The organism is Micromonospora sp. NPDC047557 (assembly GCF_043205095.1).
GTDB lineage: Bacteria > Actinomycetota > Actinomycetes > Mycobacteriales > Micromonosporaceae > Micromonospora.
In genome coordinates, this window is the sequence record NZ_JBIDDK010000006.1 from 43,179 (window position 1) to 61,394 (window position 18,216).

Below are 18,216 nucleotides of genomic sequence, written 5' to 3' on the forward strand. Positions count from 1 at the left end.
TGGGTCGTGATGAAAAGCTTGACCCATGAGTTCCGCACCTGCACAGCACGACGCACCGAACGACACCACCCCGGACGACGCCGACGAGGTGAACGCCTTCACGGAGTTGGGGCTCCGCGCCGAACTGCTGGGCGCGCTGTCCGCCCTCGGCTACGAGGAGCCGACCCCGATCCAGCGGGAGGCCATCCCGCCGCTGCTCGACGGTCGGGATCTGCTGGGTCAGGCCGCCACCGGCACCGGCAAGACGGCGGCGTTCGCGCTGCCGCTGCTGCACCGGATGCCGGCGCACCGCGACGGCGGGGACCCGGTGGCGCTGGTGCTGGTGCCGACGCGGGAGCTGGCCGTGCAGGTGTCCGAGGCGTTCCACCGCTACGGCAAGGACCTGGGCGCGCGGGTGCTGCCGATCTACGGCGGGCAGCCGATCGGGCGGCAGTTGCGGGCACTCGACAGCGGCGTGGACGTGGTGGTGGCCACCCCGGGTCGGGCCCTCGACCACATCGCGCGGGGCACCCTGCGCCTCGGTGGCCTGGCCACGGTGGTGCTCGACGAGGCCGACGAGATGCTCGACATGGGCTTCGCCGAGGACATCGAGGCGATCCTGGAGCACGCCCCCGCGCAGCGCCAGACGGTGCTCTTCTCGGCCACCATGCCGTCCCGGATCGACGGGATGGCCCGCCAGCACCTGCGCGAGCCGGTCCGCATCGAGATCGGCCGGGAGCCGACGGTCGCCGGCGAGGCGCCCCGGGTGCGGCAGAGCGCGTACATCGTGACGCGCGCGCACAAGCCGGCCGCGCTGGGCCGGGTCCTGGACGTGGAGTCGCCCACGGCGGCGATCGTGTTCTGCCGCAGCCGCGAGGAGGTGGACCGGCTGACCGAGACGATGAACGGCCGGGGTTACCGCTCCGAGGCGCTGCACGGCGGGATGAGTCAGGAGCAGCGCGACCGGGTGATGGGCCGGCTGCGGGCCGGCACCGCCGACCTGCTGGTCGCCACCGACGTGGCTGCCCGTGGGCTGGACGTCGAGCAGCTCACCCACGTGGTCAACTACGACGTGCCGTCGGCGCCGGAGTCGTACGTGCACCGGATCGGTCGGGTGGGCCGAGCCGGTCGGGAGGGTGTGGCGATCACCCTCGCCGAGCCGCGCGAGCATCGGATGCTCAAGACGATCGAGCGGGTGACCGGCCAGCGGATCACCATCGACAAGATCCCCACCGTGGCCGACATGCGGACCCGCCGGTTGGAGCTGACCCAGGCGGCGCTGCGGGAGAGCCTGCTGGAGGACGACCTGGACCCGTTCCGGGTGATCGTGGAGACGCTTACCGACGAGTTCGACCTGATGGAGGTCGCCCTGGCCGCGGTGAAGCTGGCGCACGAGGTGACGTCGCCGGGCTCGGACGACGAGGAGGAGATCCCGCAGGCGGCGGTGCGCGGCCCGCGCGAGGGTCGGCCGGAGGCCGGTGGCCGGGGCGGCGACCGGCGCGGCGGCGGGCGGCCGCGCGCGGGCGGCGGCAACACCGTCCAGGTCTTCGTCGGGCTGGGCCGACGCGCGGGGGTGCGCCCGCAGGATCTGGTTGGCGCGATCACCGGCGAGACCGGAATCCGTGGCCGGGACATCGGCTCGATCGAGATCGCCGACCGTTTTTCCCTGGTGGAGGTGCCGCAGGGCGTGGCCGACGAGGTGATCTCCGGGTTGCGCTCCAGCACCATCAAGGGCCGCAAGGCCACGGTTCGTCGCGACCGCGGCGGCGAGGGGCGCTGAGCGAGCCGCCGGCGACCGCCGGAATTCGACGGTCGCCGGCGTGCCAGGCTCAGAAGGAGTACGGCCCGAAGCGGCCCCAGGCGACCACGGCGGCGAGGACGAGCAGCACCGCGCAGGTGATCGCGCCCTGGATCTCCGTGCGACGCTCGGCCGCCGTGTCGCGCTTCTTCCGGTCGCGCAGGTGTACCAGGATGGCGCCGACCATGACGATGACCAGCCCGACGGCGGCCAGCGGGGTGAGTACGGTGGCGATGCCGGTGAGGGCGGGCAGCACCAGCCCGACGGCGGCCAGCACCTCGACCGCGCCGAGGGCCTTCACCTGCGTCGGCGGGACCGGGTCCACCCACCGCATCACGTCGCGCAGCTTGTCCTTGGGTTGGGTCAGCTTGGCCAGGCCGGCGCCGGCGAAGACGACGGCGAGCAGGATCTGGATGATCCAGAGCACCAGGTTCACGGGGTTTCCTCCGGGGGCACCGCCTCGCGGCGGAGAGGTAGTTGAGCGTTCAGGCGAGACAGTAGACCCCTATGCGCGTACATCAATGGCCCCCGCCGTCAGAAGACGGCGGGGGCCATTGGTTCGGAGCGTCAGACCTTGAAGAGCGCCGGACCGTCCAACGCCTCGACGTCGGCCGGACGCAGCGCCAGGGCGAGCACGTCGGCCACGTCGGCCAGGGTGTGCACGGTCAGCGCCTCGCGCACCTCGGTCGGCAGGTCGTCCAGGTCCGGCTCGTTGCGGGCCGGGATGATCACCTCGGTGAGGCCGGCCCGGTGCGCGGCGAGCAGCTTCTGCTTCACCCCGCCGATCGGCAGCACCCGACCGGAGAGCGTCACCTCGCCGGTCATCCCGAACTCGGGGCGGACCGGGCGACCGGTGACCAACGACGCCAGGGCCGTGACCATGGTGATGCCGGCGCTCGGACCGTCCTTGGGCACCGCGCCCGCCGGGAAGTGGACGTGGATCCGGCGTCCCGCCAGGGCGTTCGGGTCGATGCCGAGCCGACGCCCGTTGGAGCGCAGGTACGACAGCGCGATGTGCGCCGACTCCTTCATGACGTCGCCGAGCTGGCCGGTCAGGGTCAGCCCCGGCTCGCCCTCCATGCTCGTCGCCTCGATGAAGAGCACGTCCCCGCCGGCGCCCGTGACGGCGAGGCCGGTGGCCACGCCGGGCACCGCGGTGCGCTCGGCCGACTCCGGGGTGAACTTCGGCCGCCCCAGGTAGCCGGTGAGGTTGTCGGTGTCGACGCGTACCGGCGACGGGTCGGTCGCCAGCGTCACCGCCACCTTGCGCAGGATCTTGGCCAGCGCCCGTTCGAGCTGCCGGACGCCCGCCTCCCGGGTGTACTCCCCCGCGATCAGCGCCAACGCCTCGTCGGCGACGCTTACCTCGTCGACGGTCAGACCGGCCCGCTCCCGCTGCCGGGGCAGCAGGTGGTCGCGGGCGATGGCGACCTTCTCGTCCTCGGTGTAGCCGTCCAGGGTGACCAGCTCCATCCGGTCCAGCAGCGGACCGGGGATGGACTCCACCACGTTGGCGGTGGCCAGGAACAGCACGTCGGACAGGTCCAGGTCGACCTCCAGGTAGTGATCCCGGAAGGTGTGGTTCTGCGCCGGGTCGAGCACCTCCAGCAGGGCGGCGGCCGGGTCACCGGCGTAGCCGGCGGCCAGCTTGTCCACCTCGTCGAGGAGCACGACCGGGTTCATCGAGCCGGCCTCGCGCAGCGCGCGCACGATCCGGCCGGGCAGCGCCCCCACGTAGGTGCGCCGGTGACCGCGGATCTCCGCCTCGTCGCGGACGCCGCCGAGCGACACCCGGACGAAGTTGCGCCCGAGCGCCCGGGCCACGGACTCGCCGAGGCTGGTCTTGCCGACCCCGGGAGGGCCGGCGAGGGCGAGCACCGCACCGGAGCCGCGACCGCCGACCACGCCGAGGTTGCGCTCGGCCCGGCGGTTACGCACCGCGAGGTACTCCAGGATGCGGTCCTTGACGTCGGCCAGGCCGGCGTGGTCGGCGTCGAGCACCGCCCGGGCCGCGCCCAGGTCGGTGTTGTCCTGGGTACGCGTACCCCACGGCATTTCCAGCACGGTGTCCAGCCAGGTACGGATCCAGCCGGCCTCCGGGGAGGCGTCACTGGCCCGCTCCAGCTTGCCGACCTCGCGCATCGCCGCCTCGCGGACCTTGTCCGGCAGGTCGGCGCTCTCCACCCGGGAGCGGTAGTCGGCTGAGCCGTCCGGCTCGTCCTCGCCCAGCTCCTTGCGGATCGCGGCGAGCTGCTGGCGCAGCAGGAACTCCCGCTGCGACTTCTCCAGGCCCTCGCGGACGTCGCTGTTGATCTGCTCGGTGACCTCCTGCTCGGCCAGGTACGCCTTGACCCAGCCGACCAGCAGCTCCAGCCGGGCGGTGACGTCCGGCGCGGCGAGCAGCTCGGTCTTCTGGTCCAGGGTCAACCAGGGCGCGTAGCCGGCCGAGTCGGCCAGCTCGGACAGGTCGGTCATCCGCTCCACCGCGTCGATGACCTGCCAGGCGCCTCGCTGCTGGAGCACGGAGGTCACCAGGGCGCGGTACTCGCGGGCGAGTTCCCGGGCACGGCCGGCGGGAGCGGGTTCGTCGAGTTCGGTCGCCTCGACCCAGAGGGCCGCGCCGGGGCCGGGCACGCCGGAGCCGATCCGGGCCCGGGACAGGCCACGGACCACGGCGGCGGGCTCCCCGTCGGGCAGGCGGCCGACCTTCTCGATGGTGGCGACCACGCCGACCGGGCCGTACTCGCCGTCGATACGCGGCACGGCCAGCAGCTTGCGGTCGCCGGTCGTCCGGGCCGCGTCGATGGCGGCCTGGGTGGTCGGGTCGAGGGTCACCGGGATGACCATGCCGGGCAGCAGCACGGCGTCGGTCAGGGGAAGTACCGGAAGAGTTGCCATCGAACACCTGCTATCGCGTTGAGTTGAGCGTGTCTCACTCAAGTAACAAAGCGTTCCCCTTGTTCCGGGGTGTGACCCAGACCACTGCCGGGCGCCGGCGGGCGCACCGGCAGCAGCAGCTCGCGCACCGCCCGGACGCCGCCGGCCAGCGCCACGGCGACGGGAATGGCCAGGCTGGTCAACGACAGGGCGAGCACCACTCGGGCGGGCAGCCCGACGCCGACGGCGAGCGCGGTCAACACCGTGCAGACCACCAGCTTCACCCGGGTACGCGACAGCGGAACGACGGCGGTGTCCCGGACGGGCGCGACGACGGCCATGGGCTTCTCCTCCTCGTTTCCTGGGTGGGCCGGTCCCGTTCCGTGCGGGACGGGCGGCCCGACGAGACGACCTCAGGTGAGCGTGCTCGTACCGGTGTCCACGACGCTGCCGGCCACGCCCGGGTTCGTGCCGTACAGCCGCGGGTCACCCGGCGGCAGCACCGGCTCGGGGGCGTTCGCGCGCGGATTGTCGTCGTAGCGGAACTCGCCCCTGCCGTCCGGCGCGGGCCCGGACGCCCAGCGCCCCTGGGCGGCGTCGGTGCCCGAGGAGAAGCCCAGGTAGGTGTAGCCGAACTCGTCGGTGAACTCCCCGGTATCCGGGAAGGCGTCCGGCACCGGCATGTCCTCCAGGCCGTCCTCCCTGAGCTGCTCGATGGCGGCCAGCCACATGTTCTGGTGCATGGTGTCGCGGGCCAGCAGGAAGCGCAGCATCTGCTTGACGCCGGGGTCGTCGGTCATGTTGAACAGCCGGGAGACCTGCAGGCGGCCCTGCGCCTCGGCGGTGACGTTGAGCTGGAAGTCGGCCAGCAGGTTGCCGCTGGCGGTGATGAACGCCCCGTTCCAGGGCACCCCATTGCTGTCGGCGGGCAGCGCACCGCCGCCGCTGTGGATGAGATGCGCCGGGTTCGACCCGGCGTAGACCGCTGCACCTCCCGGGTTGTCCGCGATAGCCTCCGACAGCGACAGCGGGGCGTTGTCCAGCAACCGGGTGATCATCGTGACGATCATCTCGACGTGGCCGACCTCCTCGGTGCCGACGTCGAGCAGCAGGTCCTTGTACTTGCCGGGCAGCCGGCAGTTCCACCCCTGGAACAGGTACTGGTTGGCGACGGTCATCTCGCCCCACTTGCCGCCCAGCACCTCCTGCAGGCGGCGGGCGAACGCGGCGTCCGGGGCGTCCGGCCTGGCCTCGAACTGCAGGTCCTTGACGTGGCTGAACATTCGACCCTCCTCGGTGCCGGATTGCTGGCACCAAGGACGATTCCCGTCCCGCTGACCCGACCGGGCCAACCCGTGTCCCGCCGGGGTCAGCGCAGCGGACGGACCACCGGCAGCAGGACCTCCAGCGCCACGCCCCGGGGCCGCAGCCGGTGCGCTCGCAGCACTCCCCCATCGACGGCCACCACGTGTCGCACGATCCACAGCCCCAGCCCGGACATCCCGGCCACCGGCGCCGGGCGACGCAGCGCGACCAGCAGCGACTCGTCCACCCGCCCCTCGTCGGTGACCACGATGCTCAGGCCGGGCCCGCGCAGCGCCGCGTAGATCCCGACGTGCCCCCCGGCCGGCCCGTGGCGCAGCGCGTTCTGCACGAGGTTCACCAGCACCTGCCGGGTCCGGCCCGCCGGGACCGGCCAGGAACCCGCCCGCCGGGTGACGCGGGCCCGTCGCCGGCCCGCCGGCACCAGCGCGGCGGCCTCCCGCAGGATCCCCGCCAGCGGCACGGTGGCCTCCGGTGGGGCCGACGGCGTCAACGCTCCGGCGCCGGCCGTCGCGTCCCGCAGCAGGCCCTGCAGGTGGACGGCCTGATCACGAGCCAGCTCGATGATCGCCCGCTGGTCCGCGCCGGTCAGCGTCCGGCGCTCATCGGCCAACGCCCGGGTCAACGAGGTCAGCGCGCTGACCGGGGTACGGAACTCGTGGCACAACACGCGCAGCAGCAGGTCCGCGTCGACACCCGCTGCCAGCTCGGCGCCCGATCCCGGCCCGGTCCGACGCAACCCTCGCAACAACCCCTGCCAGCCATGACGTGCCCGCATGCATCCGACTCCCCCCGTTCGGTGCGTACCCGCATGATCGGTACCCGCTGGGGAACGGCGCAGACATGCCGGACGCCCCCGCCCTCAGACTCGCTGTGGTGGACGACCACCCCCTCTTCGTCCGCGGGCTTGAGCTGCTGCTTCCGGCGACCACCAACGGACGCGCCGAGGTGGTCGGCTCGACCGGCGACGCCGCCGCGGCGGCCACCCTGGTCAGCCGCTGCCACCCCGACCTGGCGCTGGTCGACCTGCACATGCCACCGCCCGGCGGCGTCCGGGCGGTGGCCGCCATCCGGCGGACCACGCCACGGGTACGGGTGGTGGCCATGTCCGGTTCCGCTGATCCGACACCCGCGCTGGAGGCGTTGCGGGCCGGTGCCGACGGGTTCCTGCCCAAGACCAGCGAACCGGAGGAGCTGCTGCCCCCGTTGCTGGCCATCCTCGACGGCTGGGCGGTGCTGCCGGCCGAGCTGCTGCGCGCACTGCTCGGGCCCTCCCGAAGCGCGTCGGTCGACCTGGATGCCGAGGAGCGCCGCCTGCTGCGGGCGATCGCCGCCGGCCGCAGCACCGTGGATGTCGCCGAGGAACTGCACGTCTCGGAACGGACGGTGAAACGGATGACCGCCGCGCTGCTGCGCAAGCTGCGGGTCTCCAACCGCGCGGAGGCGGCGGCCATCGCCGGCCACGCCGGTCTGCTTACCGATTGACGCGGCGGCAACGCCGGCGATTCCGCGTCGGTTCGCGGTTTTGTGCGCCACTCAATCGCGACGCGCCGAAATGAATGGGACGCATATTGTTGCGGATTCCCCGGGTGATAGGTCAGACTTTGGACACATCCCGCCACACACAGGGAGTAATCGGCAATGGCGAGAAAAGTAATCACGGTCCTGACCGACGACCTCGACGGCGGGAAGGCCGACCGGACGGTCGAGTTCAGTCTCGACGGCGTGGCCTACACGATCGATGTCTCGGACGAGAATGCCGGCGTCCTGCGTAAGGCGCTGGACCCGTACATCAATGCGGGTCGGCGGATCGGTCGGGGCCCGGCGGAGAACGCGCGGACAGTTCGGCGGCCGGGGCGACCCAGCGGCGCCGGAATGGACCGCGAGCAGAACCGGGCGATCCGGGAATGGGCCGTCAAGAACGGCTACAAGATTTCCGAGCGGGGCCGGATCCCGGTCGAGGTCGTCGAGGCGTACAAGAGCCGCTGACAGACGCACACAGCGAAGGGGTCCCGCCGGAAACGGTGGGACCCCTTCGCTGCGTGCGCGGCCGGCCACCCAGGGCTCTCGCCCTGACTGGCCGGCCGACTGTCGAATCAGTTCACGTTGATGCGGATCGAATCGAAGGCGGGGGTCTGGTTCGCCCGCTCCATCATCGGCAGACGGTGCGAACCGTCACCGGCCCAGACCGAGCACTGCGCCGTACCCGACTCGGGCAGGCCCGGAATCTGGATGGTCACGTCGTCCGGCTGGGCGCCACCGCGACCGTCCTCGGTGGCGACGAAGAACGCCGGCACCTCCTGCGGCTCCGGCGGCGCGGTCAGGCTGTCCAGCATCCGGCAGGCGGTGTGGAAGTGACCCCGGACCAGGCCCTGGGCGTTGAGCAGCGAGCTCTCCACGTAGTACCCACCCTGACCGGCCGCGAGGAAGCGGTCACGGACCAGGTTCTTGGTGCTGACCCGCAGGGTGAAGGGCTGGTTGCGGCCGACCTGCTGCGGGAACTGGGTGATCAGCAGCGACGGGTTGTTGGCGGCGGCGCCGACCTCACCGAACTCGGTGCTCACGCACCGGTTGCCGTTCTGGAAACCGTTGTGCGGCTGCAACTGGCTCTCGTCGCAGTTGTTGGCCAGCACGCCGAGCCCCGCGCCGGGGGCGTTGCCGCCATTGTTCCCGCCGTTGTTGTTGCCACCGCCGGTGTTGCCGCCGCCGGTGTTGCCGCCGCCGGTGTTGCCGCCGCCGGTGTTTCCGCCGCCGGTGTTTCCGCCGTTGTTGTTGCCACCGCCGGTGTTCCCACCGTTGTTGTTGCCGCCCCCGGTGCTGCCGCCGTTGTTGTTACCGGTCGGCTGCACCTGGCACTCGGCGAGCTGCGCCAAACCCTGCGGACGCGGTCCGACCCGGTCGATGGCGGTCGTGATCCGGTCCAGCACCGCCTTACGCTTTCCGGCCAGCGGCTGCAGGATCGCAGTGCGGATGAAATCGGCGCCCTTGTTGCCCTCGGCGGCCAGCCGGCGATCGGCCTCGGCGATCTGGGTCTGCAACTGTGCGAGATTACGGTCGACCTCGGCTCGCGCCCGATCCGGCACCTGCGGCAGCTTGGCCGCCACATCGGGACAGGCGACGGCCGAGCCGGTGCCCACCGTGCCGTCCTTGCCGTCCTCGCACTCCGCCACCGACTCCTGACCGTCACCCCAGTGGTTACGCACCCACCGACCGTTCTGCCAAGTGCGGCTGGTCGAGGCGCCGCTCGGCGCGGTCGAGCCCGGGCTCGGCTCCACGCACTGCCCGGCGGCTGGCCGGGGCTTGTTCGTCCGCCGGTCCTGGGCCGACGAGATCTGGGTGACGGCGACTACTCCGCCGAAGACCACGAGCGTGCCGACAACGGCCAGCAGACGCTTGCTCCGCGCGATGCCGGGTGACCGGCGCGCCCGAGTGGACCTGCGCATCGAATTGCTCTCCTTCTCGATCCGGTAGTGGATTCCTGCCCTCGGCGGACCGACGGATGTGAGATGGCACGCCACGGCGGCGACCACCGCGACCTACCCGGTAACGTGTCGATGGCCGACGATGCCCTTTCCGCACCGTCTCCCGCGTCCGGTCGACGCGGTTCGGGAGATCCTCTTCATTCGCGCAGGAGTACGGGACGGCGACGGGGAAGGTTCAACCGGCGCACAGAAAAATTGCTCCGCCGCCGAGCGGATCGGCCGCGGAGCAGGGTTTCAGCAGGGAAAGTGGCCGGTCAGTCCGCGCAGAGGTGGTCGAACGCGAAACCGCCCACCAGCTCGTCCCGCCGCCGGCTCAGCGCGACGATCTCCGTGGTGAGGTCCGCGCGCGCCAGCAGGTCCGGGCCGTCCGGCCGCGCGGCGCGCAGCCGTTCGCCGACCGCGACGGTCGCCAGGTCCTCGGCCAGCCGGGCCGCGTCGACGCCACACGAGAAGCGCTGTGCGGTCACCGAGACCCGCTCGACCAGGCACGCGTCCGGGCGCACCTGGACCCAGCTCCAGCCCTGCGCCGGGCCGTCGGCCCAGTGCACGTGCAGCCCGCGCACGATCGGGTCGGCCAGGCGCCCGGCCACGTACGCCTCGACCGCCGCCGCGCGGGTCAACGCGCCGAGGTCGTTCACCGGGCCGGTCCGGCCATCCGGAAGCCGCCCGAGGATGTCACGGAAGCCCACCGGAGCGGGCTCGTCCTCGGCGCCAGCCCCGGCGGTGCCCGCCGCGTACGCGCGCGCGTCGACCACGTACTCGACGAGGCGGCGGCCGTGCTCGGCGGCCCGCAGCGTCGGTGACCCGATGCGCAGCACGGGCAGTCCGACGGCCGCGCTCACGGCGTCGGTGAGGCGCTCGACGCGCTGCTCGGCCGACCCGGCAGGCGGGACCGGACCGATCGTCACGGCGACGACCGGCCGCCCGGTGTCGGCGGCGCTGACCACGAGGTCGAACGCCACCCGGCTGGCCGAACCCCACTGGCTGCCGGTGACGCCGGGCGGACGCCCCTGCACCAGCTCGCTGAGCCGGCACGTCCCGTACACCCGGTGGCCGGCGCGGTCGAACAGCGCGTCACGTCCACCATCGGCGGGCATCGCCCGCAGCCAGCCGCGATCCTCGCTGCTCGTCATCTGCCTGATCCATCCGCCGGTCGGTCGAACCGCGCCGAGTCTAGGCGGTCGATCATGGTGTGCGCCTCGGCGGTGCGGCCCGGACGGCCGGGCCGGGCGGGCGTTCCCCGTGGAGCTACTCCGCGGCGCCCATGACCAGGCCCTCGATGGTGTGCTTCTGCCGGATCGGCTCCAGCCGTTCGACCACCGGGCAGGGCAGATGCTCCCGAACCGCCGGGGGCAGCTGCTCCCAGTACCCCCGGGTGACGGCCATGTCATGGTGGGCGGCGTTGCCCGCGCCGGGGGCGTCGACGCCGAGCACCAGGACCGGGCGGGCCGAGTCCGAGACGTTCGGGGTGCCGCGGTGGATGGTCAGTGCCGACCGGGCCGAGATGTCACCGCGCTGCGGGTACTTGCGCACCGCCCGCTGCTGGTAGCGGGCGTAGCGCTCCCTCGGGGGGAACATCTCGTGGTCGAAGTCGGCCCCGTCGTCCCACTGGGTGCCCGGGGCGATCTCGAACGGCCCCATCTCCTCCACCGTGTCGACGGTGGTCAGGTTGAACGCCAGCGAGGTGAGCCGCCGCTGCCGCCGGGTCTCGGCGGGCATCGGGAAGTCCCGGTGCCAGGGCTGCATCGCCGCCCCGGGGAAGGGGATGTCGAAGCCCAACTCGACGATCTCGTACTCGTCGCCGAGGACCGCCCGGCAGACCGACATCACCCACGGATGGGTGACCAGCTCCACGAAACCGCTCAGCTGCTCCGGATGGATCTCCACGTACCACCGCTGCGGGCCGCGTCCGACAGCACCGTCGGGACGCGACCGCGCCTCCTCGAACGCGGCGGCGACGTCCCTGCCGACCTGCTCCACCCAGGCCGGGTCGAAGGCGCCCCGGCAGGCCGTGATGCCGTCGCGGTAGAGGTCGCCGAGCGCCTCGACCGGGACGTCGTCGTCGGCCGCGGGGTGGGTGGCGGGTGCCGCTGACTGAGCCGGGGGTACGCGCATCGGGGGCCTCCTCGGGCGGACGACGCATGTCTTACAACGTTGTAGAAGCCTGTCAAGGGTCGGCGGGCGACGCCAGCGCTCGACCGACACCTGTGACCTGGATCACATGACCGTCGCGTTCCAGGACACCCGGCGGGGTGTATCCAGCGAGGTCGCCCGCAGCGGACCGGCTGGGAGGTCAGAGCATGTCGCGTCAGCAGTTCGGCACCCTCGCCGCGCGCGGGCCGGGGCCTCGCCGACCCCGCGGGGAGCGCCCGCGTCGGCCTCGCCAACCCCGCCCCGCGAGTGATCCGACCATCCGCCGCCGACCGAACGTCGATCGGGCGGGACGACACCACCGACTTCCCCCGCGCCCCACCCCCACCCGTTTCGCCCCGAGCGCCGACCCGCGCCCCGCCGGCGAGACCGGCGCGGCGGCGGTCGGGCGGATCGCGGCCGACGCGGCCGGACGGGTGCCGGGCGTGTCCGACGTCCGCCCGGCCACCGTCCGCGGAGGCGACCGGTCCGTGGGCCTCGACCTGAACCTCACCATCGAGTACGGCCACAGCGTGCCCGCCGTCGCCGACGCGGTCCGCCGGGCGGTCGCCGAACAGGTGCTCACCGGCACCGGCCGCGCGGTGGCCGCGGTGACGATCACGGTGCGGGACCTGGTGGTGACCGGCTCGGACGACGACGCCGAGCCGCGCCCACCGGTCGCACGCCCCGAGCTGACCACGGCGACCGCCAACCGGGCGGCGTCCGCGCTGCTGGCCGTCGCCCTGCTCGCTGGCGGCGTCCTGCTGGCCGCGCAGGCGCTGCTGGCCACGCTGGGTCGCCCGGCGCCGCTGCTCATCCGCCCCGGCTGGTACGACGCGCTGACCACCACCCGGTGGCACGATCCCGGCGTACGGGCAGCGGCCGTGGCCGCCGTACTGCTGGGTCTGCTCGTCCTGGTCGCCCAGCTACGCCGGTGGACGCCGGTCCGACTGCGGGTCGACCCGCGCGACGGTTGGCACCTGCACCGACGGTGCGTGGAACGCCGGCTGACCGACGCCGCGGACACCGTGCCGGGCGTACGCGGAACCCGGGTGCGGGTCCGGCGTCACGGCGACCGGTGGCGACCCCGGTTGCGCGCCACCGGCGACCCGGCGGCCCGTGCCGAGGTCGAGTTCGCCGTGCGCCAGGAGCTGCGTCAGCTCGCCTCGCCACGCGCCGACCGCGTCGACGTCCGGCTGCTGCCCCGCCGGCGGCCGGCATGACCGATGCCGCGCACCGCCTGCTGTGGACGATCGTCGCGCTGCTGCTGGTGGCCGGCGGGGCGACCGCGCTGGCAGCCGGTTCCGGCACGCTGCCGTTCGGCGACCCCGACGCGGTCCTGCTCGGCGGCGGCCTCGCGGACGCGTGGCGGCTCGCGACGCCCTGGAGCACCCTGGCCGCGGCGGTCGCCGGGCTGCTGACCGCCGTCGCCGGCCAGCGCCTGCTGCACCGGGCGCTACGCCGACCCGACCGGGCCCTGCGGGGCACACTGAGCCGACCCGGAAGCCTGCCCGGTCGCACCCGGCTGGCCAGTCAGGTGCTCGTACGCGCGCTGGAACGGGACCTGCTGCGCACGCCCGGGGTGCACCGGGCCCGGGTGGTGCTCACCGGCACGCCACCACGCCCCGACGTGTGGGTGCGGGTGGACCTGACCAGCGACGCCCGCGCCGCCGGAGTCCGCGAGCACGTCCACGACGCGGTCCGCCGGTTCGCCACGACGGCCGGCTGCCAACCCGCACACCTCGACGTGACGGCCCGGATCGCGCCGGCCCGACCCTGAGCCGGTCGCCGCCGAGGGCCCCACCAGACGACCACCCCGAACAGCAGGGCCGTTGGGGGTCCAAGGTCCCGGGTCGGTGCGGTCCGGTCGGCCCTGCCGAGGGCGCCGCCGCGAGCGTCTGATGGAGGTGCCACCGGGAAGTGCGGTGCGAGGCAGAGAAGGGACGTGGACACCATGACCGCGACGATCGAGCGGACCACCGCCGAGACCACCGCTCCGGCGACCGGCACCACCCGGGAGAAGGCCACCCGGTACGTCCTGGCCGGCACCCGGATGGCGCTCGGCTGGATCTTCCTCTGGGCCTTCCTCGACAAGCTGTTCGGCCTCGGCCACGAGACCGAGTCGAAGAACGCCTGGATCAACGGGGGCAGCCCCACGAAGGGCTTCCTCACCTTCGGGGTCGCCGGCCCGTTCAAGGACGTCTACACCGGCATCGCCGGCGCCGCCTGGGCCGACTGGCTGTTCATGGCCGGCCTCGCCGGGATCGGCATCGCGCTCCTGCTCGGCGTCGGCATGCGGGTCGCGGCCGTGGCCGGTGGGCTGCTGCTGGTCCTCATGTGGACCGCCGTCCTGCCTCCGGAGAACAACCTCTTCATGGACGACCACCTGATCTACGCCGCGGTGCTCGCGGTCCTGGCGCTGGTCAACGCCGGCGACACCTGGGGCCTCGGGAAGCCTTGGGCGAAGCTGCCGATCGTCGCGCGGATGCCCTGGCTGCGGTGAGTACCACCGCACCGTCGCACGGCGGGCGTCACCACCGGTGACGCCCGCCGAGACGCGTACCCCAGTTCGGTGATCCGGGGTCGGGTCCGGACGCGTCGGGGCAGGTGGCGGGTCCGCCGCACATCGGTGACGCGCTATCCGGCAGGATCGACGGTGACCGGACACAACACCCAACACGGCTAGGAGATCCCCGCATGAACCAGGCAGCAGGCGCCCGATCGGGCAAGCCCGAGGTGGGTCCGATCGAGGGTGCGCCGCCGGCCGACCTCGTGATCGAGGACATCGTCGTGGGCGACGGCCCGCAGGCCGAGCCGGGTCAGTTGGTAAGCGTTCACTACGTCGGCGTGTCCCACTCCACCGGCGGCGAGTTCGACTCGTCCTGGAACCGGGGCGAGGCGTTCGAGTTCCCGCTCGGCGGCGGTCAGGTCATCGCCGGCTGGGACCAGGGCGTGGCGGGGATGCGCGTCGGCGGCCGTCGCCGCCTCACGATCCCGCCGCACCTGGGGTACGGCGACCGCGGCGCTGCCGGCGTCATCAAGCCGGGCGAGACGCTGATCTTCGTCGTCGACCTGCTCGGCGTGCGCTGATCGAACGTGGCAGGGGTCGCTCGGCTCGATGCCGGGCGGCCCCTGAGCGCACCCGTTGCCGGCGTCAGACCGCTGATCGGCGTGCGCTCGTCCGCGTTTCGGACGGGCCCCTGCTCACACCGCGGTCAGCGTCAGGCGGCCAGCACCAGGCCGCCGGCCGCGGCCGGCGGACGACGGGCCGCCTCGACCAGATCGGCGGGCACCGGACGACGGGCCGCCTCGACCACCCGGGCGGGCTCGAGGATCGGCATCACCCGGTGCAGGCCGGTGGCGCGCAGCACCCGGGCCACCACCGGGGTGGGATCGACCAGGACCAGCTCGCCGCCCCGGGCCCGGACGCGCAGGTGCGCGGCGAGCAACGCGCGCACCCCAGCGGCGGAGAGCAGGCGCAGCCCGGACATCTCCAGCTGCACGACCGGCCGTGCCGGCGCGGACCACAGAGCGGACCGGAACGCGGCAACGGTGGCGATGTCGACCTCGCCGGCCACCCGCACCTGGACCACCTGGTCACCGACGCTGACCTGCACGTCGATCCGGTCGCTGCGCTCTCCCATGACGTGAAATCTAGCCCCCACCACCGACAGTTTCGCCCCTCGGCGGAGTGATTCCGGGTACGCCCAGGGTCATCCCCGGAGGTGCCCCTCGTCCCCCTAGGGGTGGAGGCCAAGGGCCTCGCGGTCGACCGAACGGCCCGGTGCCGCGCCGCGTGCACGGCGCTTCAGGTCGACGGGGCATCGGCAGTGGAGAATGACCCGATGGTGATCCCCCGGCCCCGGCCGCCACGGCTGATCCGTCCCGTCCGCGAATTGGCCACCGTCCCGCCTCCGCTCAACGGCGTCTGGGCGGCCACGGACCGCCGGCTCGACCAGGTCGACCTCCTGCCCCTCCCCCCGGGGGCCGTCGGGCCGGAGGACGTGCTGGTCGACGCGAGCGGCCGGGTCATCAGCGGCGACGAGGACGGCAACATCTGGTGGTGGCCGGCCGACGCGCCGGCCGGCACCCGACCCCGGCTGCTGGCCGAGACCGGCGGCCGGCCGCTCGGCATCGAGACGGATCCGTCCGGGGAGTCGCTCATCGTCTGCGACGCGTACCGCGGGTTGCTGCGGGTCACGCCGGACGGGGCGGTCCGCGAGCTGACCGGCACGGCGCCGCCGGTGCACCTGGCCAACAACGCGACGGTGGCCCGCGACGGCACCGTCTACTTCACCGACTCGTCGGACCGGTTCCCGGTCTCGCACTGGAAGCGGGACCTGCTGGAGCACCGCCCCAACGGCCGCGTGCTGGCCCACCACCCGGGCAGTGGACGCACCGAGGTGGTGGCCGACGGGCTGTACTTCCCCAACGGGATCGCGCTGACCCCCGACGAGTCGGCGCTGATGCTGGTCGAGACCACCACCCACCGGCTGCTCCGCGTGGAGTTGCGCGGCGGGGTGCGGGTGCTCGCCGACCTGCCCGCGTACCCGGACAACCTCTCCGCGGTGGGCGACGGGACGTACTGGATCGCCTTGCCCAGCCCCCGGGTGCCCATCGCCGAACGGCTGCTGCCGCACCCGCGGCTGCGCCAGCTCGCCGCGCTGCTGCCCGACGCGATGCAGCCGCAGCCGCGCCGCTACGGGCTGGTCGCGCTTGTCGACGGCGAGGGCACGGTCCGTCGTACGCTGCACGGCCCGGCCGGCAACTACTGGATGATCACCGGGGTACGACAGCACGGTGACCAGCTCTGGCTGGGCAGCCTCATCGGGCCCGGCGTGGCCCGCGTACCCCTGGGATGACCACCTGGCTCGCGCCCGGCGTGTCGGGCGGTGGCCGACCCGCGCGCGGCCGGGGTGCCTGCACGGCGAACGGGCCGACCCACCGCGACGGTGGGTCGGCCCGGTGCCTCAGCGCCCGCTGACCGAGGGCGCCGGCGCGGGTGACCCGCCGGCCACCGCGCCCGGGTGCGCCGGGGCGACCGGCGCGGGCTTGAGCCCGGACGGCACCGGCAGGGCGCTGCCCTTGACGAACTCGTCCCAACTCACGTTCCACGCCGTCCAGCCGTTGCCGGGTTGCAGGTCGACCTCGGTGCCCTTGACGGTGACCAGGTCGCCGACCTGGGTCACCCCCATCAGCCAGTCGGCGGCCGTGGCGGAGACGTTCGCGCAGCCGTGCGAGGTGTTGGTGTAGCCCTGCTCGCCCTCCGACCAGGGGGCCGAGTGGATGAACTCACCACCCCAGGTGAGCCGCTGGGCGTCGTCGACGTCGACCACGTAGCCGCCGTTCGGCTCACCCCGGGTGTCGAAGGTGGTCCGCTCGTGCTTCTCCATGATCACCATCTTGCCGCTGGAACTGGGCGTACTCGGCTTACCCAGGCTCACCGGAATGCGGCGCACCAGCTTGCCGTCGCGCAGCACCGTCATCTGCTTCGTGGCGTTGTCGATCTCCAGCGAGACCTGTTTGCCAATCTTCGAGGTCGCGGTCCGCTCGGCGTCCCCGACGAGGTTCTTGCCGATCGGCAAGCCCTCCAGCCCCGCCCGGACACTGATCGTCGTGCCCGGCCGCCAGAAATCGGGCGCCCGGTAATAGACCTGACTTCCGTCGTCCAGCCACGACCAGGTACCCGGCTGCGGCGGATTCGTCTTTACGAACAACCGGCGCTGCACATCCGCCCTGGCCTCTTTCGGAATGCCCGGGTCGAACGCCACGGTTACCGGCATTGCCGTGCCGTACGTCCGGTTGCCGACGAAATAGAGAGTGCTGGTGATCTGCGGCTTCGTGGACTTGGCCATCGTGGTGAACGTGGTGGTCCGCGTCGTGGTCGCACCCGAGTCACCGGTCGCGGTCACCTCCGCGGTGTACGTACGCTTCGGTGCCAGCGGCGCGCTCGGGACCCAACCGGAACCGTCCTCCCGCGGTTCCGCCTTGACCTGCGCGCCTTTGTCGTCGGTGAGCCGGACGCCGGTGACCCGTCCACCCTTGACCACCGCGCCGACCTCGGCGCTGATCGGAACGTCCCGGGTCTTGTCCCCCGGGGTCACGGTGAGCTCCGGCGCCGCGACGTGTCCCTTGGCCGGCCCGTCCCGGTCGGCGGTACATCCGGCCAGCACGAGCGGTGCGGCCGCGATAGTTACCGCCAACAGCGTCAATCGCCGCCTAGGTGTCATGTTGAGTCCCCCCGTTTTCGACTGCCCTCCGCCACATTCTGTCGGCCCCGACAGGAGTATCCAGGGCATTCGGAAATAATCGGCGGCGGCGCATTTATCGGCGCATTTTCCGACCCCTGCGCCGGTTGGCGAGAAAAACGCACGAGTGCCGCCTTGAGGCACGTCCGCACTCCGCCACGTCACCCGACCCGCAACGTCCGGTCCCACCCCGACCCCACCACGCCCGCACCTATCGCCGCCGTTGCACCACTCGCGCCCTCGCGCCAAGATCATCGCCACATCGGGGATGGTGCGGTTTCCGACGCGCGGGAGGCAGCCACATCGCCGATGTCGTGTGGATCTCCGCGACGGACCGGCCGATCGGCGAGGGCTTCGACAGGTGCGCCCCTCGGGTCGC

18 protein-coding genes are annotated in these 18,216 nt (G+C 72.8%); 8 read left to right on the top strand and 10 right to left on the bottom strand.

Annotated elements, in window-relative coordinates:
• Window positions 1-25 precede the first annotated feature (25 nt).
• On the top strand, window positions 26-1,759 hold the full coding sequence (locus ACGGAQ_RS16555; protein ID WP_393049764.1) for a DEAD/DEAH box helicase: 1,734 nt from the start codon (window positions 26-28) through the stop codon (window positions 1,757-1,759).
• Between the two features lie 49 nt (window positions 1,760-1,808).
• Here ACGGAQ_RS16555 and ACGGAQ_RS16560 read toward each other — a convergent pair whose 3' ends face one another.
• From ACGGAQ_RS16560 to ACGGAQ_RS16580, 5 genes are all read right to left on the bottom strand, one after another.
• Window positions 1,809-2,213 carry a DoxX family protein gene (locus ACGGAQ_RS16560; RefSeq protein ID WP_393049767.1) on the bottom strand — a complete coding sequence of 135 codons (405 nt, stop codon included), beginning with the start codon at window positions 2,211-2,213 and terminating at the stop codon, window positions 1,809-1,811.
• A 131-nt stretch (window positions 2,214-2,344) separates the two neighbouring features.
• Window positions 2,345-4,675 carry an endopeptidase La gene (gene lon, locus ACGGAQ_RS16565; RefSeq protein WP_393049770.1) on the bottom strand — a complete coding sequence of 777 codons (2,331 nt, stop codon included), beginning with the start codon at window positions 4,673-4,675 and terminating at the stop codon, window positions 2,345-2,347.
• Window positions 4,676-4,713: 38 nt separating this feature from the next.
• Entirely contained in the window at window positions 4,714-4,995 is a 282-nt protein-coding gene (locus ACGGAQ_RS16570) for a hypothetical protein (protein WP_393049773.1), read from the bottom strand.
• 72 nt (window positions 4,996-5,067) lie between these two features.
• Window positions 5,068-5,937: a manganese catalase family protein gene (locus tag ACGGAQ_RS16575; RefSeq protein ID WP_393049776.1), complete on the bottom strand. Its 870-nt coding sequence runs from the start codon at window positions 5,935-5,937 to the stop codon at window positions 5,068-5,070.
• 86 nt (window positions 5,938-6,023) lie between these two features.
• Entirely contained in the window at window positions 6,024-6,755 is a 732-nt protein-coding gene (locus ACGGAQ_RS16580; protein WP_393049778.1) for a sensor histidine kinase, read from the bottom strand.
• 98 nt (window positions 6,756-6,853) lie between these two features.
• On the opposite strand from ACGGAQ_RS16580, the gene ACGGAQ_RS16585 reads away from it, so the two are divergent.
• Both ACGGAQ_RS16585 and ACGGAQ_RS16590 read left to right on the top strand, forming a co-directional pair.
• Window positions 6,854-7,462: a response regulator gene (locus ACGGAQ_RS16585; RefSeq protein WP_393049780.1), complete on the top strand. Its 609-nt coding sequence runs from the start codon at window positions 6,854-6,856 to the stop codon at window positions 7,460-7,462.
• A gap of 156 nt (window positions 7,463-7,618) precedes the next feature.
• A complete protein-coding gene (locus ACGGAQ_RS16590; RefSeq protein WP_393049783.1) occupies window positions 7,619-7,966 on the top strand; it encodes an Lsr2 family protein in 348 nt (115 codons plus the stop codon).
• Window positions 7,967-8,073: 107 nt separating this feature from the next.
• On the opposite strand, the gene ACGGAQ_RS16595 is transcribed toward ACGGAQ_RS16590, so the two are convergent.
• The 3 genes from ACGGAQ_RS16595 to ACGGAQ_RS16605 form a co-directional block, all read right to left on the bottom strand.
• The gene (locus tag ACGGAQ_RS16595) at window positions 8,074-9,420 is read right to left on the bottom strand and encodes a hypothetical protein (RefSeq protein ID WP_393049785.1); all 1,347 of its coding nucleotides are present in this window, start codon (window positions 9,418-9,420) and stop codon (window positions 8,074-8,076) included.
• Window positions 9,421-9,713: 293 nt separating this feature from the next.
• Window positions 9,714-10,592: a hypothetical protein gene (locus ACGGAQ_RS16600; RefSeq protein WP_393049787.1), complete on the bottom strand. Its 879-nt coding sequence runs from the start codon at window positions 10,590-10,592 to the stop codon at window positions 9,714-9,716.
• 115 nt (window positions 10,593-10,707) lie between these two features.
• The gene (locus ACGGAQ_RS16605) at window positions 10,708-11,574 is read right to left on the bottom strand and encodes a phytanoyl-CoA dioxygenase family protein (protein ID WP_393049790.1); all 867 of its coding nucleotides are present in this window, start codon (window positions 11,572-11,574) and stop codon (window positions 10,708-10,710) included.
• Between the two features lie 185 nt (window positions 11,575-11,759).
• Here ACGGAQ_RS16605 and ACGGAQ_RS16610 point away from each other — a divergent pair, with 185 nt between their 5' ends.
• The 4 genes from ACGGAQ_RS16610 (at window position 11,760) to ACGGAQ_RS16625 (ending at window position 14,679) form a co-directional block, all read left to right on the top strand.
• Entirely contained in the window at window positions 11,760-12,812 is a 1,053-nt protein-coding gene (locus ACGGAQ_RS16610; RefSeq protein WP_393049792.1) for an Asp23/Gls24 family envelope stress response protein, read from the top strand.
• Window positions 12,809-13,369 (top strand): hypothetical protein, encoded by a 561-nt coding sequence (locus tag ACGGAQ_RS16615; protein ID WP_393049795.1) that lies wholly within the window; start codon window positions 12,809-12,811, stop codon window positions 13,367-13,369. The genes ACGGAQ_RS16610 and ACGGAQ_RS16615 overlap by 4 nt, the downstream gene beginning before the upstream one ends.
• A gap of 165 nt (window positions 13,370-13,534) precedes the next feature.
• Entirely contained in the window at window positions 13,535-14,092 is a 558-nt protein-coding gene (locus ACGGAQ_RS16620; protein ID WP_393049797.1) for a hypothetical protein, read from the top strand.
• A 194-nt stretch (window positions 14,093-14,286) separates the two neighbouring features.
• Window positions 14,287-14,679: an FKBP-type peptidyl-prolyl cis-trans isomerase gene (locus tag ACGGAQ_RS16625; protein ID WP_393049800.1), complete on the top strand. Its 393-nt coding sequence runs from the start codon at window positions 14,287-14,289 to the stop codon at window positions 14,677-14,679.
• 131 nt (window positions 14,680-14,810) lie between these two features.
• Here ACGGAQ_RS16625 and ACGGAQ_RS16630 read toward each other — a convergent pair whose 3' ends face one another.
• Window positions 14,811-15,233 (bottom strand): STAS domain-containing protein, encoded by a 423-nt coding sequence (locus tag ACGGAQ_RS16630; protein ID WP_393049803.1) that lies wholly within the window; start codon window positions 15,231-15,233, stop codon window positions 14,811-14,813.
• A gap of 201 nt (window positions 15,234-15,434) precedes the next feature.
• Here ACGGAQ_RS16630 and ACGGAQ_RS16635 point away from each other — a divergent pair, with 201 nt between their 5' ends.
• Window positions 15,435-16,451, top strand: coding sequence for an SMP-30/gluconolactonase/LRE family protein (locus ACGGAQ_RS16635; RefSeq protein ID WP_393049806.1), 1,017 nt, complete (start codon window positions 15,435-15,437; stop codon window positions 16,449-16,451).
• A 108-nt stretch (window positions 16,452-16,559) separates the two neighbouring features.
• Here the strand turns inward: ACGGAQ_RS16635 and ACGGAQ_RS16640 are convergent, their stop codons facing one another.
• Complete coding sequence (locus ACGGAQ_RS16640; protein ID WP_393049809.1) at window positions 16,560-17,819, bottom strand: Ig-like domain-containing protein; 1,260 nt, start codon at window positions 17,817-17,819, stop codon at window positions 16,560-16,562.
• Window positions 17,820-18,216 lie beyond the last annotated feature (397 nt).